Origin of the sequence: Lysinibacillus pakistanensis (assembly GCF_030123245.1) — a bacterium.
In the GTDB taxonomy this organism is placed as follows: Bacteria; Bacillota; Bacilli; order Bacillales_A; family Planococcaceae; genus Lysinibacillus; species Lysinibacillus pakistanensis.
Map to the genome: position 1 here is coordinate 3,416,206 of NZ_CP126101.1, position 17,271 is coordinate 3,433,476.

Consider the following 17,271-nt stretch of genomic DNA (forward strand, 5'->3'; position numbering starts at 1 on the left):
CCATGAATAAACGAATTCTTGTAGTCGAAGATGACCTAGCCATTGGCAATTTACTCAAGATGACATTAGCTACACAACACTATGAATTCGACATCGCATACAACGGGAACGGTGCATTACAAAAGGCTCTTACTATGAAGCCAGATGTAATCATTCTGGATTTAGGACTACCGGATATGGATGGTGTAGAGCTTATTACAAAGATTAGAAGCTGGACCCAAACCCCTATTATTGTTGTCAGTGCGCGTGGAGAAGAACAAGATAAAATAAATGCATTGGATGCTGGTGCAGATGATTATGTCACTAAGCCTTTTAGTGTAGAGGAGTTACTAGCACGCATACGAGTAGCACTGCGAAGAATGATGTATGAGCATCAGCTCGAAAATGAACCCTCTATCTTTGAGAACGGCCATTTACAAATAAACTATTTAGCAAATACAGTGTTTGTCAATGGGAAAGAGGTGCATTTAACACCTATAGAATATAAGCTGTTGGTCATTTTATCTAAGCATGTTGGCAAAGTATTAACACATAATTTTATTTTAAAGGAGATTTGGCATAATGTTCTCCAATCGGATGTCCCTAGCCTTAGGGTTTTCATGGCAACACTTCGAAAAAAAATAGAGAACGATCCAACTAACCCAACATTAATACAGACCCATGTTCGTGTCGGGTACAGAATGCTACGTTGTTATGATGAAGAATAATGTATACTGAAGATATTTTTAAAAAAATATAATAAAGAGGTTCCAAAATTTTTGGAACCTCCTCGCTTGTATAAAAAATAATTACAGACTATCGTAGTCTACAGTCCTCATTTAAATTTTAAATTTATTGATTTCTTCCCTCACTGTCAGAGCTTCTTCGCTTAATGATTTTGCAACGGCATTTATTTCTTCAATCGTTGCTGCTTGCTCTTCAATTGTTGAGGCAATTATTTCTGATTGCTGTGCAGCTTGAACGGCAGAGTTAGACATTTCATTGACCGATGCAGCCATTTCTTCAGTGCTTGCAGATATTTGCTGTGTGGAGGCTGAAACATCTTCAATTTGCCCTGTCATCTCACGAATGGCATGTAGAATTTCATCAAAGGACTTTTGCGCATTTTGAATAAATGTGACACCCTCATCTACATTTAATACCGTTACACCTACAGCTTTATCTACTTCCTTCATTTCCTGCTGAATATTTGCAATCAAATCAACAATTTGATTGGCAGATGCTTTCGATTCCTCCGCTAACTTTCGTACCTCATCTGCTACAATTGCAAAGCCTTTACCATGTTCACCAGCACGCGCTGCCTCAATAGCAGCATTTAATGCTAGAAGATTCGTTTGTTCAGTAATATCTGTTATGACTTTCGTAATTTGAACGATTTCCGCTGATTGTCTATTTAACTGCTTAATACGCTCATTTGTCTTATTAGAAGATTCCTGAATGATTGCTATTTGATTTTCTGCGATATGCAATGTTTTTTCGCCATCATTCGCAATAGTCTGTGTTTCTATAGCTTTTGAATGAAGCACTTGCGTAGCCTCCGCTATACGTTGCACCCCTTGGGCTGTTTCATCCATTGCAATTGAACTCTCACGACCAGTGGCAGCTGCTTGATGATCGGTTGTTGCCATTCCCTCTACTAAGTTTGCAACATCATTGGAGGAATGAGAAATGACATCTGTACTTGCAGCTAATTGTTCGGCTGCGGAAGTAGTATGCTCAACATTGGCAGTCATACTATGTATCAAAGAATGTAAATTAGTTTTCATTAAATTAAAGGAATCTGCTAAAATCCTAATTTCATCATTTGTTCTGACCTCTATATCCTTTTGACATAAATCACCTTTAGCAATTATTTCTGCAGCGGATGTTAATTTATGAACAGGAACAACAATGGAACGTACAAGAATAATGCCGACTACGATACAAATAAGGACAATAATGCCGAATATCCATAAAAACCACTGCTTATTATCATCTATAAGCTTTTCAACATCGGCTAAAGATTTTTGCATTTGTGTAATGCTTTCTTGTTGGAACATTTCTACTTTTTCATTGATTTCAATAGATGTCGTATCAAATTCTAGCATTATCTTATTGCCCTGCTCAGGTCCCCCTTGAATATAGCTCTTAGCCATTTCTTGACCAGTGCTATAATAATGATCAAATGCTATTTTAATTGCATCTAGTTTTTCCTGTTTTTGAGGATGCAAGCTTTTCAGCTGTTCTAAATTTTGATTAAAAATTTTACTATATTTTTCTGCTTGCTCAAATCCATCATCTAAATTATCTAGTGCCCTTGTAGCACTAATATCTGTCAAGTATTGCTGAACCTGAACCACTGCTAGCTTCATCTCATCTGCTAGTAGTGCTGATTGCAATGTCTTTTCCTTCATTAAGTATATTTGCTCTAATTGGGATTTGGCATTTTGTTGCTGAAAAAACCCCATGATTAGCACTAATAATACAATAATACCAAAGGACACCATACTCCTCACTTTAATTGACACAAAATACCCCCTATACAAGATTCCTCTATATTATTCTAACAAAAATACCTTTTCATAATATTTACATAATAAATTCAAAACACAGGTATTAATAATCCATTATACCCTGCATGCAGCAGAAAAAGTGTAAAAACTGTGACGTTTTAAGAAATCTTCCTATTTATTGGTACGTACTAGGTAAAACGAACAAAGCCAATTCCTGATCATATGTTTCTTTGTCTTTACCGAACGCCAGCATAACCATCTGCATATCATATCTATAATCAGGTATGTCATCAATGATAAACAAGTATTGAAAGGAGATCATTATGGTATTTCGACCACCCTATCAGTTTCCCATGTATCCCGGCGGCATGAGAATGCCCATGCAAATGCCCATGCAAATGCCAATGCCAATGCCACCACAACAAATGTCACCGCAGTCCTTTTTTCCTCCTGGAGGCTTCCCAGTTCAACCACGAATTCCGGGTGGCCTTCCAATGTCTAGTGGAATAGGAAGTTTTGGAGGGCAAATGCCGATGCCGCCAGTTCAGGGAGCCTCTAAAATCGGCTCATTTTTAGAACAAGCAAATAGCTTGTTTAATTCAGCCAAAACCTATACACCCTATATACAGCAAGCGATGCCTATGGTAAAAAATATTCCTTCCCTATTAAAATTGTATAAAGGGTTTCAAGGTCTTCCGTCTGCGAAAGAAGGGGCCTCTAAAGCAACAGCAAGTGAAGGAGCAGGTTCTACAAAAAGTGCAAGGTCTTCTCGACCAAATGCATCGTTCACTGCACCAGATCCAATTCCATCCAAACCACGTATTTTCCAGCCACCTATGTAGATGAACGTTTCTTTGTATTCATCGTCCCCGTCCGTTATAATGTAGGTAGGTAAGCTTGAAAGGAGTCACAACCATGCAAGTATTAAAAATTAATCCACGTGGCTATTGCTACGGTGTTGTTGATGCGATGGTTATCGCGCGTAACGCCGCACTCGATAAAACATTACCAAGACCTATCTACATTTTAGGGATGATTGTGCATAATAAACATGTCACAGATGCCTTTGCAGAGGATGGCATCATCACATTAGATGGTGATAATCGTTTAGAAATCATAAAACAGGTTGAAACTGGCACTGTTATTTTCACAGCGCATGGCGTTTCACCTGAAATTCGTGAAATTGCGAAGCAAAAAGGTTTAGTATCCATTGATGCTACATGTCCTGACGTAACCGTTACCCACGATTTAATTCGTGAAAAATCAGCACAAGGCTACGATATTATTTATATTGGTAAAAAAGGACATCCCGAACCTGAAGGAGCAATCGGCGTTGCACCGGAGCATGTACATTTAGTGCAATCTTCCAACGATATTGATGCATTGCATTTATCGAATGATAAATTACTAGTAACCAATCAAACTACTATGAGTCAATGGGATGTTGCTCATTTAATGGATAGTTTAAAAGAAAAATTCCCACATATTGAAGTGCATAAAGAAATTTGTTTAGCAACACAGGTACGTCAAGAAGCAGTCGCTAAACAAGCAGGGGAAGCCGAATTACTTATTGTTGTTGGTGATCCAAAATCCAATAACTCAAATCGTTTAACGCAGGTGTCTGTTGAAATCGCAGGGACACCATCCTATCGAATTGCAGATGTTTCTGAGCTAAAAGTTGAATGGTTATCAGGCATTAATACCGTTGCTGTCACAGCAGGTGCTTCGACGCCTACACCGATTGTCAAAGAGGTCATTTCATTCCTTGAGCAGTACGATGAACATGATGACACTACACACATCATTAAACGTACAGTTACATTAGATAAAATTTTACCAAAAATCAAGACACCAAAGCCTGTAGAAAAAATTATGCCCTACTAAAATACTTAAAACCTGATTGCCTAAACACAATCAGGTTTTTTTCTATTACTTACTAAAATAATAATTGATAGGTCGACCAATCCCTCCATAATGCACATCCATCGTAATCTCTTCTTGCTTCTCTAAATAATCTAAATATCTCCGAGCTGTAACCCGTGCAATGCCCACACCACTTGCAACTTCTTCAGCCGAGGCTCCCTCTACAGTATGCAAATAGTGCACAACTTTTTCGAGTGTTGCTCGATTAAAACCCTTTGGTAAGTTTTTTTCAACATGTATCATAGATGGTTGCTCAGCTTCTTTTTGCCCACCCTGATAATGGAATAACTGATCAAGTTCTCCCTGTGTTAGCTCACGCTCTTTTTGCATTTGTTTTTTAAAACGCAAATAATTTTCAAGGGTTCCTTGCACGCGTTCAAACGAAAAGGGTTTCATTATATAATCGAAAACTCCTAGATGCAGGATCTGTTTCACCGTTTTCATATCATTTGCAGCAGTTACAGTAATAACATCCACTGGCAATTTAAGTTCACGTATTTTTCGCAAACTTGTAATCCCATCCTGCTCTGGCATAAAAATATCCATGAATACTAAATCAGGTACAAGCTTACGTATTTGAGCTATTCCCTCGATACCGTTCGAGGCTTGACCTATCACCTCAAACCCCGCTACCTTTTCAATAAATTGACGATTCACCTCTCGCACCATCGGATCATCCTCTATTAAAAGCACCCTTATCTGTGTCACTGTCAACCCTCCATACACTAAAATTTCATTACTTTTTTAATAGGCGACTTTAAGAATAATAAAATGTTATCAAAAAGCTGGTTCCTTTATGAGGCTCACTAGTAACCTCAATATCCCCCTGCCCCTTGTGTACAATTTCTTGAATTAAATACAGGCCAATTCCTCGCCCTTTTTTCTCTTTTGTCGAAAAGCCATTATCAAAAATATGTGCCCTTACCTCTTCTGTCATGCCTATACCATTATCTGTGACTAAAATTGCCAATACATCTTCATCCTCATCAACAGATACATGCACAATTTTTTCATCAAGTTGTGTATCTTTTAATGCATCAAAGGCATTTTCGATTAAATTGCCAAATAAAATGACAAAATCATGATGGTCTAAATTTTTTGGAAATACCGTCAGATGACTTTCTCGATCTATCTCCAACCGGATTCCCTGCTCCTTTGCATAAGAAATTTTACTAAGTAGTAAGCCTGAGATATTTTCATTTTTTATTCGTTCATTTAAGAAATTTGTAATTTCATCATGTTCTTCCTTCACTTGTGTTAAATAAGAAAGTGCCTGTTCATGATGTCCGAGCTGTAAAAGTCCTGCAATGGTGTGTAATTTATTTTTATGCTCATGAGTTTGTACACGCAATGCTTGTACAAATGCCTTTACACCGGTTAATTCCTCCGCAAGCTTTTTCACTTCTGTACGATCCTTAAACATGGCCACAGCTCCAACTGTTTTTTCATTGACTTGTATTGGAATACGATTACTCATAATACTGTGTCCATTAATATAAAGCTCACGATTGAAAAGTGGCTGATCAAGCTCCAGAATTTCTGGTAAGCGTGTGTCAGGTAATACCTCATAAATTTTCTTTCCAATTAATGTTGACGGTTGTTCATAAACCCCTAATATATCACATGCTTTTTCATTAAATATGGTAATCGTTAAATCGTTATCTATTGCAATAATTCCTTCATGCATGGCATTAAAGGTTTCTGTTCGCTCCACATACATTTTAGCTATTTCATGCGGCTCTAACCCGAACATTTGCTTTTTCATATGAAGCCCTAAATTATGGGCACCCCATGCACTAAATAGAAGGGACAAGAAAATTGTAATAATTAACTCCTTTTGGATAGATTGTAGTAATTCTGCAATCGTTAAAACACTATACCCTACAATTACAACACCTACTTGCTTACCCTCACTACTCATAATAGGTACAAATGCTCGTACCATATCGCCATACTCTCCATGTGCAATTGATGTATAATAATGTTCAGAAAAGGCGGCATTTAAATCTCCGGATTGCGAAATTTGGCCAATTTCCTCTGAAATCGGATGTGAATATTTGCGTCTTTGCATATCTAGAACAACTATATATTGTGCACCATTTATATCCCGGATTTCCTCTACAATAGGATTAATATGCGTTGTTGCCTCATTAAAATCACGGCTAGTAATATACGTTTTTAATTCAGGAAGCTGTGATACAGTTTTTGCCACAAGCAATGCCTGATTTCCAAGCTTATCCTTCTGCTCATTCATCACGAATCCTAGCAAAAATGTACCACCAATACTAAAGGAAAGCATGAGAATAAAAAAAGTCAGAGACATGATTTTTCTTCTCATTGACAGCTTTTGAAATTTCAAGATGTAAACGCCTCCCTCTACCTATATTTTAGCTTACTTCATATGTTAGAATAACAAAAACATCAGAAAATACGAATTAATTGGGTGTAATCGATGAAAAAATTTATTATTGGAACAATAACAACCGTTTTACTATTAACAATCGCGATTGGTGTACAACAAGGTCTACTATTCGCCAACCCTCTTCCCTACGACGATGAACAAAAAGGCTTGGATACACAAATTACTATCCATTTAAGTCACGTAGTAGCAGAAAATACGCCGAAGGGACAAGCTGCAAGTAAATTTGCAGAACTTGTTGAGGAAAAAACAAATGGTGAGGTTAAGGTACACGTCTACCCAAACTCCTCCTTGTTTAATGATGAAAATGAATTTCAAGCATTACAAAATGGAGAAGTAGAAATGATTATCCCTACTTTCTCTAAAATGACAACCTATGTTCCAAACTGGCAGGTTCTAGATTTACCCTATCTTTTTAATACGGATGAAGAAGTCCATAAAGTTCTTACTGGCTCAATTGGTGAGCAGCTTTTAAATGAGCTCGAGCCCTTTCAAATAAAGGGGCTTAGCTTTTGGCATAATGGCTTTAAGCATTTAACCTCTGTTGATTATCCTATTCATACATTCGAGGATTTAAAAGGCTTACGTGTCCGAACAATGCCAAGTAAAACACTTGAGAGGCAATTTGAGGCAGTTGGAGCAACACCTATTCCAATTTCCTTTAGTGAGGTTTTTACGGATCTAGAATCACATGCCATTGATGCACAGGAAAATACAGCGTCTAATATTTATTCTAAAGGCTTTTATAAGGTACAAAAACATATGACATTAACAAAGCATGGGATTTTAGGGTATGCTGTTCTCATGAATGAAAATTTTTGGAAATCACTACCTGTGAAGTTTCAAAAGCAGATTATGGAGGCTATGAAGGAAACGACAGACTGGCAATTTGAACAAGCCGTTATGATGAATGACAAAGATTTACGAAAGCTAGAGCAGCAAGAAGGCTTTGAAATTTTCACGATGAGTAGTGAGGAACGTCAACGATTTAAAGAAAAGCTTGCACCTGTCTATGACTTTTATAAAACCAATATACAAAATGACGATGTCTTATCGAGAATTGAGAAAATTTCTCCTTAAATACTTTTGTTCATTAATGATAAACCCTTACAAATCGTGAGGGTTTTTTCTTTTGTATTATAATAGTTTCCTCAATTTCAAATCTACTATAAAACAGCTATTAATCCTTGCAAACACTGGTTTCATACACTCTTCAACTAAGAATGAACAAAATGAACAATAGAAACATTACGGACATAAAAGCTATTGTCGGAAAATTTCAGCTATGATAACCACATGAAAGCGTTCACACAATATTCACTAATGTTGTAGGGGGGAAACTTAATGCGTATAAATTTTAAAAACTTAACCATACAAGTATTAATAGCTATTGTACTAGGTATTATTGTCGGTGCAACGTTCCCAGAGTTTGGAGCGAAGTTGAAAATACTAGCCGATATTTTTATTAAATTAATTAAAATGCTAATAGCTCCTATTATTTTCTTAACAGTTGTTATTGGAATTGGTAGTATGGGTGATGTAAAAAAGGTTGGGAAAATCGGCGGGAAAGCCTTAATTTATTTTGAAATCGTCTCTACTTTTGCACTTGCGATTGGCTTACTCGTTGTCAATATTGTACAGCCTGGTAAGGGCTTTAATACAGCTGCTGCAAACGCCGCAGATGTGTCTCAATATACACAACAGGCAGCTGCCACGGAGCATGGCTTCAGTGCATTTATTATGCAAATTATTCCTGATAATGTTGTTGGTGCCCTTGCAAACGGTGAATTACTACCAGTCCTGTTCTCAGCAGTTTTATTTGGGCTAGCTGCTGCTGCGATTGGTGAGCCAGCAAAACCTGTTATTAAATTTTTTGAACAAGTCGCAGATATTTTCTTTAAAATTGTCAATATGGTCATGAAAATTTCCCCTATTGGTGCATTTGGTGCCATGAGCTATACTATCGGAAATTTCGGTATTAAATCACTTGGAAACTTAGGGTTTTTAATGCTGTCTGTTTATATCACGATGTTTATTTTTATCGTTGTCATTATCGGTCTAATTACACATTATTTTGGCTTTAGTATTTTTAAATTTATCAAATATCTTAAAGATGAAATTTTTATTGTTATTGGAACATCATCATCAGAGTCAGCATTACCTTCAATGATGCGTAAGCTAGAAAACTATGGCTGCTCCAAGCAAGTAGTTGGTCTTGTTGTACCAACAGGGTATTCCTTTAATTTAGATGGTACGTCTATTTACTTATCCATGGCAGCAATATTTATCGCTCAAGCTTATGGCGTGGAATTAGATATTTGGCATCAAATTACCCTATTAACCATTTTAATGCTGACATCTAAAGGAGCCGCTGGTGTAACAGGCTCTGGCTTTATTACGCTCGCAGCAACTCTAGCAGCATTCCCTATGATCCCAGTAGAAGGGATTGCATTGTTAATCGGTGTCGATCGTTTTATGTCAGAGGCTCGTGCCGTAACAAACTTAATTGGTAATGGTGTTGCAACAGTTGTTGTTTCAAAAATGGAAAAAGAATTCGATCCAGAGCAAGAAAAACGCGCTCTTGCAGGTGAAGTAACTATTCAATAAGATCAATTATGCCTCGGCATAATTGCGTCTGGAATCGTCTTTGTGCTTAGGCCTGCGTGATGCAGGTCAGTTAGCCGTTATCGCATGGATGCGATGATTTTAGGCTAACATCCTTTATTAACTCCTTTCCGATTCCTTGACATCCGCCGGAGGCTTTATCTTCATTCAGTAGGAGTTTGGATACCCACTAAAAAGGAACCAAAGCCACATTCATCTCACCATCTGTAGAGGTGGGAGGCTTCTGCTGAATGAAGATAAAAAGCTGACCATCGATGTAATTCTCACGTCAATGGTCAGCTATTTTTTATTTCCTTGTTCTTCTTACCTGTTATGTCAAAATAATTTTTATAAAATATTGAAACCTAGGATTCGACTTCCCCGTATAATACAGTAGATTGGAGGCTTTTTATGGCTACATTTACACTTACCTTTCCGAAAGCATTCGAAAGTTTTACATATATCCCTATTATTAATGAACAAAATGAAACAGTATGTGTATTGCAAAAGGTTGACCGTTCAACCGTTGGAAAAGTTATCAATGCTGTTATGCTAGTAGCTGCACAGCAATCTTTACCACATCATTATGAAACACGCACTACCTTAGGAGCACCTCTTTTTCAAGTGCAATCAACTCTCTTAACGAAGGGGGTTAGCCATCAACTGGTGATGCCAGATGGAACAACCCTACCAATTCAACGCAAGACCGTGCAGCTACTTGAATCCTCCTATTCATTTACAATGGACGGACTCGTTTTCCGCTTTGAAAAGGATTTTACATCAACTGCCTACCTATATTGCAATGATGAAAAAATAGCAAGCGCCAGTAATATAGAAACGGAACTCGTGCGTACTGGGATAGCTTTTAAACTTTTTGACTCAGATGATACGCTATTTGTCGCTTTACTAGCAACTCTTTATCAGACATTGTTCTTATTAAATAAATAAAATAGATAAGGAAGCTTCAAAAGCACTTTACACGCTAGAATTGTTCCTGATATTCCGGAACACGAAATAAATTCGCTTTGTTTTGACTATTTTATACAGCCCCTTGAAAATAGGAGTACACTTAAAGAGTAGTTTTACTTTACTTTTGGAGGGGTTTCATATGGATTCAAAAGCTGCAGACATTAAAAATTTAATGACTTTAAATCTTCTTGTTCAAATCTTAGAGGAACGTGGCATTATGACTGATCGCGAGTTAAAAGAACGTCTTACAAATAACGTTAAGCTTTCCTCTATGGATACCGATTTAAAAGAAAAAGTCATTGAAGAAATCAAACATTAATGGGTAATAAGTCAAAGGGAGTAGCTCTAAGCACTAAGAATACTTAAGCTACTCTCTATTTTAATCAATTTCAACCTATATTTTATGTTATATTAAGAGAATCTATTTAGCATGATTAAAACAGATTTTATTCATAAATTAGGAATGCTCAATTTCAGAAGTACGCTTATTCATATATTTTTGGCTAGTCACTCTTTTATTTAATATAAACAAGTATGTAATTAGAATTAGATTAACAATTAAGACGATAATACTGCCTTCAATTTTATAGATGCCTCCTGATATTAATGGATTTCCTTGAAAAGTACTGTTTAAGAGATTTGGATAATCGCTTGCCAAAGAAACACCGCCAAATATTATGGCTCCAATGGTATTCCAAATGAAATGGGCAATTATTGGTGCTACTATTGTGCCTGTGTATTCTAATAGTTATGTCACAAGTATACTCACTGAAACAACATTCAGCACAGGGATAATACCGGCTTCAAATGCTCCACCATGCATCGCAGAAAATAAAATAGTAGTACAGACGGTTGCCACAGTTACATTATATTTTTGCTTCCATAATTGATATAGATAACCCCTCATCAACAATTCCTGCATTACAGAATTCAATAATGATGCGAAAATCCAAATCCAAACGTAATCAATCATGTTTTGGCCCTGTATCTGCATTGTCTTTGTAAGTAAAAGGATAGCTATCACGCTACCGAACCATAAGACACCTATACCAACACCTATTAGAGAATTTTTAAAGAATCTTGAGGCTAGGGGGATCTTAATTTTACCCTTTTCTATTAAAGAAACAAAAATAATAGACAATAAACATACTAGAGCAAGTGGTGCGAATTCCTACCATAATCGTAATAATGCCTGATTATTTGTTTGAATATCGGGTGCAAAAGAAATTTAAATTGCCCATCCAACAAAAAAGATAATTGTTTTTAAAATTGTACTTACTAATTTTTTCAATATTGATTTCTCTCCGATAACTGTGTAAATTATTGAATTTATATATTAATGCTATTTTCAACTGTACATCCAACGGAGTTAAGTGGTACAACTTTATTTCAAGGGGATATCTATTTCCTTCACAAAGACAGCAGTACCTGTAATCGAAATAGTTAATTTCCCGTTATCATTTTTTACGTGCACCTGCACACGTCCATCCTTCTCAAGTTCCTGTCCCTGTTCGACGATAAGTGTTTTCTCACTTTGTTCTTGCTGCTCAATATAGGTTGCATGATAGGCACCCATAACACCAGATGCAGTACCTGTTGTAATATCTTCAATTGTTCCAGAATAAGGAGAAGAAAAATGTCTTGCATGCATATCGGCATTTTTATCAAATGCCTCTAAGCAAAATGGATGTAAGGATGCTTTTGGCATTTCCTTTAATATAGTCGGAAATGTAGCTGTTTGTGGTGCCATCGCTTTAAAAAATTCTAAGTTTTTGATTGGTATTAGCAATGTCCACAGGCCTGTACTGCCATAAACAATTGGTAAGTCTGGATGTATAGCTTCTTCTGGAAGTTCAATAGATTGTGCAAGCTCGGCTTTTGAACCGTTAAAGGCTACAAACTGAGGAGCTGCATGTTGCATGGTCATGAAAATTTCACCTGATTTTTGCTCTGTTATTGCAATTGGAAGGATGCCAGCCTTTGTTTCAATGGTAAAAACTTGCTTATTCTCTAATAAACCTTTTGTTTTTAGCGCATAAATCGTTGCCATGGTAGCATGACCACACAAATTTACTTCATGACCTGGCGTAAAGTAACGTATTCTTAAATCTGCTCGCTCAGATTTTAGGGCAAATGCTGTTTCATTAAAGCCTACTTGCTTTGCAATCGCCTGCATCTCATTATCGCTATATGAATCTCCCTCTACCACAACACCTGCTGGATTTCCCTTATTAGGGATTGTACTAAATGCATCAAAATGATAGACCGTCACCATCTTTATCTTTTCCTCTTTTCTACCAGCTAGTGTGTACTACCAATTCGATCAAATGGCCATAATACAAAACCTGCTGTCCCCAAAATTTCATGCTGTGCAACAAATCCGACTTTTTGATCTCGGCTATCTATACTTCTTCGACGATTATCCCCAAGAACGAAAAAATGCCCTTCTGGCACAATCATTTCACCTAATTGCTCCTCTAAAGTAAAATCATATGTAAAATCGCCTTTATCCAGCAATGCTTCTTTATACTTTATTAAATAAGGTTCTTCAAAGGCCTTTCCATTTATGTACAGAACATCATCTTTATAGGCTATATGATCTCCTGGTAACCCGATAATTCTCTTAATATAATTTTCTTCTTCATTCGCTTTAAAGACAATCACATCAAAGCGTTGATAACTTGAAATTTTCGGTCCTACTTTATTTACGATAACTTTATCACCATTTTCAAAGGTTGGCATCATGGAGGCTCCTTCTACAACTACAGGTGAAAAAATGAAATAACGGATCCCCATTGTAAAAATAATGGCAAATCCAATTGCTTTAATCCAAGCCCAAAGTTCATTTTGATTTTGTTTTTGCGCCACATCTCACACCCCATTTTCATCTAATTATCTTACACTAATAAATACGAATCCACTACGGGGAAAGTTCCATGAATTTCTAAAAAAACTAAAATTCAACGTTATTTGCGCTAAATTCTAGTTTCTCATTCTCTATACAGCCATATTTTTCAAATAACAGTTTATAACAACTAAGAAAAATCATTTTCTAAAGTTCATTGTATTTAAAAAACATTATATGCGCTTATCGAATTGTTTTGAATGCCGTTGCCCAAGGAATTAACTGATCTAACATTTGATTTACAGAGTCTACCTGTACCTCTTTTGGTTTAAATGTTGTACCATTTTCAAAATCTGTAAATAATGATAGTTCAGGATGAACTCGAACATCTGCTACTAATAATTCACCAAGAATGCCACGTAAATGTTCAGAGGCCCTTGCTCCACCTACAGAGCCATACGAAACGATTCCAGCAGCTTTGTTATTCCATTCCTCACGTAAAAAATCTAACGCATTTTTTAATGCCCCGTAATGGAGTGATTATATTCGGCAACAACAAATACAAAGCCATCACAAGCTGCAACTCTTTGAGACCATGCAGCCACTCCAGATGCATCTCCTCCTGGCTCACCTAGAAATGGTAGCTTAAAATCTGCAATATCAATAATTTCATATTCTGCGTCACTGCGTTTTTCAGCCACATTCTTAACCCATTCTCCTACCTGTGGACTTAAACGCCCCTCACGCGTACTACCTAAAATAATTCCTATTTTCAACACTATGCTCCTCCTCTTCCATCCCAAAATTAATAGCCTAAATTATTCATTTTGCATTCCATTATGAATAAAATAAGCGCTCTTAGTCATGCAATACAGGAATACATTGCTTTATTTAAAACGTGGCTGACGAAAAAGACAAACGACCTCTATTTATTTTATCTTGATGGGTCTTTCTAATGCTGCAAGCTCATCCTCCATCGATGCATATTGTCTTTCTATCGCATATTTTGCATCAGAGATAGCAGCATTATAAATATGCGGAGCGATGTATTCCTTTATAAAATCCAAAACTCTCTCCGCCTCAAATTCTGAAATATCCTCATCTCGATTGTTATAGAAGAATCGTTGTATATCTGCTATAACTAATTCTTGCTGCTCTTTAGTCAGTCGAATAAACATGCCAAACACTCCTCTACTGTTTTCTCACTCATCATATCACCATAGACTTTATCTATATATACACAAAAAGACTGAATTAAATAGTGTAATTCAGCCTTTTTATATTTTTAAAAAAAGATTGTATTTTAGACATCACCTAGTCATTTGCTTTGCTTAATATCTATTAACGATATTACTGTTCACATTTAAAAGAATAGCTTGTTGATAGAAAATTTTTTTCCTTTGAGACAATAGCTTCTCCACCATCTTTTTCACACTGCTCTGTCATGGCATCCATTTTTTTTGCATTTATCGTATTTGTCATAAATGTCATTCCAACACCAAATACAGCAATCAGTAAACCAATCATTATCCACAACTTTCCAGCCTTATTGCCTGCAGGTCTTTCACTTGCCACATTTATTCCCCTCTCTTATACGAATAGAAATGGTTCTGTATGAATAGTAGATTGTACAAATTCAACCGTATATTTTTTATCTTCACACATTTTCGCCATCTTTTTCGCTACGCCCGCAATCATCACTTTTTCAACATGATGACCAGGATCTACAATTTGCAAGCCCAATGCCTGTGCATCTTGTGCAGTATGAAAATACATATCTCCCGTTAAAAAAACATCTGCGCCAGCACGCTTAGCAGCATAAATATATTTATTGCCATCCCCGCCAACAAGCGCTACTTTTTTTACTTTCGATTGTAAATCACCGACAACACGAACAGCGGGTACATCTAGCTGCTGCTTCACAAATTGTGCAAAATCACGAAGGGATAGTTCCTGTCGCAAGTAGCCCACTCGCCCTAATCCCATGACATTTGTCTGCTGGTCTAAGCGGATAATATCATACGCTGGTTCCTCATATGGATGTACATGTAACATAGCTTTCAATACACGGTTTTTAATAGATTCTGGCAATACTACTTCTACCTTTACTTCTTCTTCCACATGGATTTCCCCAATTGAGCCTACATACGGATTGGCATGTGCTAGTGCACGAAAACGCCCTTCCCCAATAGTTGTGTAGCTACACGCTTCATAATCACCTATACGACCTGCTCCTGCCCTCACTAATGCTTCACGCAAATCTTCGGCATTGGCTGTTGGAATAAAAACCGCTAGCTTTAACAAATCTTCCGCATACGTTTCCTCTAAGATGGAACGGTTTTCAAGCTGCAGCGCATCTGCTAATAAATCGTTGACACCGCCTTCTGCTACATCTAGATTGGTATGGGCTGCGTATACGGCAATATCGTTTTTTAGGAGCTTCTCATATAAACGTCCAGCCGGGTGATCTGTACGAATATTCGCCAAACGTCTAAAAATAGGAGGATGATGGGCTATTATAAGCTGGCAACCTTGTGCAATGGCTTCGTCTGCTACATCTTCATTCACATCTAGTGTAACTAATACTTTATTTACAGGTTTGTTTAAAGTGCCGATTGCAAGCCCAATAGGATCATTGTCCATACAAGCAAGTTTTTTAGGTGACCATGATTCAAATAATTGAATAATCTCTTGACCATTTACCATTTTCATCTACAGAACTCCCTCCACTAAATGAATTAAAGTTTCTAGCTCTGCACGCTTTTCGTCGATTTCAGGCGTTTGATCTGCCCCTTCAATAGACTGTAATACACGCTGCCAATTTTCCTTTTCACGTGTCCATTTTTTTATAAAAGTTGCTGATTTTCGCTGCATTAATTTTGGTCCAACTAAAATTTCCAGCTCCGTTAGCTCCATGTGACTTCTTTGCAAAACAAGTATTTCATAAATTTTATCATCTTCCTCTAAAATCTCTTCATCAAGAATTGCCCAATTATGTGCTAAAGCCCATTCCCGAATGACCTTAGCATGAATATTTGGTTGTAAAATAAGGCGAGTAATTCCCTGTAGCTTTTCTGGATGTTTTTCCAAAATAGATACAATGAGAGGACCACCCATTCCTGCAATTGTGACAGTGTCAACATGATCTTCTTTTTCTACTGCTGCTAAGCCATTAGCAAGTCGTACTTTAACTTTTTCTGATAATCCTTCTTTTTGTACCTGTCCAACTGCTGATTCAAAGGGTCCTTTTACAACTTCTCCTGCTACGACATAAGAGGCAATTCCCTTATGAATTAAGTAGCATGGTAAATATGCATGATCACTGCCAATATCAGCAACAATCGCACCTGTTGGAACAAATTTCGCTACTGTTTCTAATCGTCTTGATAACTTTTGTGCATTCATGTTTTCCCGCCTACCTTAAATAGAGTCCTTTAATAGTATGTATGAAATCAAGCAAAAAAACAAATGGAGTTGTCTCTTTTATGAGCAACTCCATTGTTTATTAAAAGAAAATAAATATAGCTGTACCAATTACGTTAAACGCTTTCAGTACAGCTACTTTTCAAATTATTTTAGAGTAGAAATGTACTCAGCGATTGCTTTTGCTTCCGCTTCGTTTTTCATTCCAGGTGTCATCGGTGTACCTTCAATACCGTTCGTTAAAACGTCTACGATACGTGCCTCATCTAAGCCATGTAGGTTTGGACCCACAGCACCAGTTAAGTCAGCTGCGTGACAGCCAATACAAGATTGTACTAATGCAGAACCATCATCAGTAGCCTCTGTAGTTTCGCCACCGCCTTCTTTTTCAGCAGCAATTTCTTTTTTGTTCTCTGCGCCTGTTAAAGACATGAAGAAAATAAGACCAATACCAAATGCCAAAATTAAGATGTAAGGAACGACTGGATTGTTTTTCATATGTTTCCCCTCCTCATTGTAAATCTACTTCTATTATAATATAGAATCAGTCAACATCTAATATTGTACTGCATTAACTAAGAAACGAAAAGCCCTAT

18 protein-coding genes and 1 pseudogene are annotated in these 17,271 nt (G+C 36.9%); 7 read left to right on the plus strand and 12 right to left on the minus strand.

Going from position 1 to position 17,271, the window contains the following annotated elements; genetic code table 11:
- Positions 1 to 2 precede the first annotated feature (2 nt).
- Positions 3 to 707 carry a response regulator transcription factor gene (locus QNH24_RS16995; protein ID WP_283868723.1) on the plus strand — a complete coding sequence of 235 codons (705 nt, stop codon included), beginning with the start codon at positions 3 to 5 and terminating at the stop codon, positions 705 to 707.
- 111 nt (positions 708 to 818) lie between these two features.
- On the opposite strand, the gene QNH24_RS17000 is transcribed toward QNH24_RS16995, so the two are convergent.
- Positions 819 to 2,507, minus strand: a complete 1,689-nt coding sequence (locus QNH24_RS17000) for a methyl-accepting chemotaxis protein (protein WP_283868724.1) — start codon at positions 2,505 to 2,507, stop codon at positions 819 to 821.
- Positions 2,508 to 2,815: 308 nt separating this feature from the next.
- Here QNH24_RS17000 and vrrA point away from each other — a divergent pair, with 308 nt between their 5' ends.
- Together vrrA and QNH24_RS17010 are read left to right on the plus strand one after the other, a co-directional pair.
- On the plus strand, positions 2,816 to 3,334 hold the full coding sequence (gene vrrA, locus QNH24_RS17005; protein WP_283868725.1) for a VrrA/YqfQ family protein: 519 nt from the start codon (positions 2,816 to 2,818) through the stop codon (positions 3,332 to 3,334).
- 73 nt (positions 3,335 to 3,407) lie between these two features.
- The gene (locus tag QNH24_RS17010; RefSeq protein WP_054770945.1) at positions 3,408 to 4,376 is read left to right on the plus strand and encodes a 4-hydroxy-3-methylbut-2-enyl diphosphate reductase; all 969 of its coding nucleotides are present in this window, start codon (positions 3,408 to 3,410) and stop codon (positions 4,374 to 4,376) included.
- Positions 4,377 to 4,421: 45 nt separating this feature from the next.
- Here the strand turns inward: QNH24_RS17010 and QNH24_RS17015 are convergent, their stop codons facing one another.
- Both QNH24_RS17015 and QNH24_RS17020 read right to left on the minus strand, forming a co-directional pair.
- Positions 4,422 to 5,123, minus strand: coding sequence for a response regulator (locus tag QNH24_RS17015; protein WP_283868726.1), 702 nt, complete (start codon positions 5,121 to 5,123; stop codon positions 4,422 to 4,424).
- Between the two features lie 49 nt (positions 5,124 to 5,172).
- Positions 5,173 to 6,753 (minus strand): ATP-binding protein, encoded by a 1,581-nt coding sequence (locus QNH24_RS17020; protein ID WP_430675529.1) that lies wholly within the window; start codon positions 6,751 to 6,753, stop codon positions 5,173 to 5,175.
- A 114-nt stretch (positions 6,754 to 6,867) separates the two neighbouring features.
- On the opposite strand from QNH24_RS17020, the gene QNH24_RS17025 reads away from it, so the two are divergent.
- From QNH24_RS17025 to QNH24_RS17040, 4 genes are all read left to right on the plus strand, one after another.
- The gene (locus QNH24_RS17025; protein ID WP_283868727.1) at positions 6,868 to 7,914 is read left to right on the plus strand and encodes a TRAP transporter substrate-binding protein; all 1,047 of its coding nucleotides are present in this window, start codon (positions 6,868 to 6,870) and stop codon (positions 7,912 to 7,914) included.
- Between the two features lie 264 nt (positions 7,915 to 8,178).
- The gene (locus tag QNH24_RS17030; protein WP_283868728.1) at positions 8,179 to 9,441 is read left to right on the plus strand and encodes a dicarboxylate/amino acid:cation symporter; all 1,263 of its coding nucleotides are present in this window, start codon (positions 8,179 to 8,181) and stop codon (positions 9,439 to 9,441) included.
- 408 nt (positions 9,442 to 9,849) lie between these two features.
- Positions 9,850 to 10,386, plus strand: coding sequence for a tubby C-terminal domain-like protein (locus QNH24_RS17035; protein WP_283868729.1), 537 nt, complete (start codon positions 9,850 to 9,852; stop codon positions 10,384 to 10,386).
- A 160-nt stretch (positions 10,387 to 10,546) separates the two neighbouring features.
- Positions 10,547 to 10,726, plus strand: a complete 180-nt coding sequence (locus QNH24_RS17040) for a hypothetical protein (RefSeq protein WP_283868730.1) — start codon at positions 10,547 to 10,549, stop codon at positions 10,724 to 10,726.
- Positions 10,727 to 11,155: 429 nt separating this feature from the next.
- Here the strand turns inward: QNH24_RS17040 and QNH24_RS17045 are convergent, their stop codons facing one another.
- The 9 genes and pseudogenes from QNH24_RS17045 to QNH24_RS17085 all read right to left on the minus strand — a co-directional run bounded on the left by QNH24_RS17045 (position 11,156) and on the right by QNH24_RS17085 (position 17,173).
- Positions 11,156 to 11,380 (minus strand): CPBP family intramembrane glutamic endopeptidase, encoded by a 225-nt coding sequence (locus QNH24_RS17045; protein ID WP_283868731.1) that lies wholly within the window; start codon positions 11,378 to 11,380, stop codon positions 11,156 to 11,158.
- A 411-nt stretch (positions 11,381 to 11,791) separates the two neighbouring features.
- Positions 11,792 to 12,688, minus strand: a complete 897-nt coding sequence (locus QNH24_RS17050; RefSeq protein WP_283872877.1) for a PhzF family phenazine biosynthesis isomerase — start codon at positions 12,686 to 12,688, stop codon at positions 11,792 to 11,794.
- Between the two features lie 20 nt (positions 12,689 to 12,708).
- The gene (gene lepB, locus QNH24_RS17055) at positions 12,709 to 13,275 is read right to left on the minus strand and encodes a signal peptidase I (protein ID WP_283868732.1); all 567 of its coding nucleotides are present in this window, start codon (positions 13,273 to 13,275) and stop codon (positions 12,709 to 12,711) included.
- 220 nt (positions 13,276 to 13,495) lie between these two features.
- Positions 13,496 to 14,031: pseudogene (locus QNH24_RS17060) on the minus strand (NADPH-dependent FMN reductase).
- A 150-nt stretch (positions 14,032 to 14,181) separates the two neighbouring features.
- On the minus strand, positions 14,182 to 14,430 hold the full coding sequence (locus tag QNH24_RS17065) for a DUF2164 domain-containing protein (RefSeq protein WP_054770942.1): 249 nt from the start codon (positions 14,428 to 14,430) through the stop codon (positions 14,182 to 14,184).
- A gap of 172 nt (positions 14,431 to 14,602) precedes the next feature.
- A complete protein-coding gene (locus tag QNH24_RS17070; protein WP_283868733.1) occupies positions 14,603 to 14,827 on the minus strand; it encodes a hypothetical protein in 225 nt (74 codons plus the stop codon).
- Positions 14,828 to 14,842: 15 nt separating this feature from the next.
- Positions 14,843 to 15,964 (minus strand): Nif3-like dinuclear metal center hexameric protein, encoded by a 1,122-nt coding sequence (locus tag QNH24_RS17075; protein ID WP_283868734.1) that lies wholly within the window; start codon positions 15,962 to 15,964, stop codon positions 14,843 to 14,845.
- On the minus strand, positions 15,965 to 16,657 hold the full coding sequence (locus QNH24_RS17080; protein WP_283868735.1) for a tRNA (adenine(22)-N(1))-methyltransferase: 693 nt from the start codon (positions 16,655 to 16,657) through the stop codon (positions 15,965 to 15,967).
- A gap of 165 nt (positions 16,658 to 16,822) precedes the next feature.
- Entirely contained in the window at positions 16,823 to 17,173 is a 351-nt protein-coding gene (locus QNH24_RS17085) for a c-type cytochrome (protein WP_283868736.1), read from the minus strand.
- Between the last annotated feature and the right edge of the window lie 98 nt (positions 17,174 to 17,271).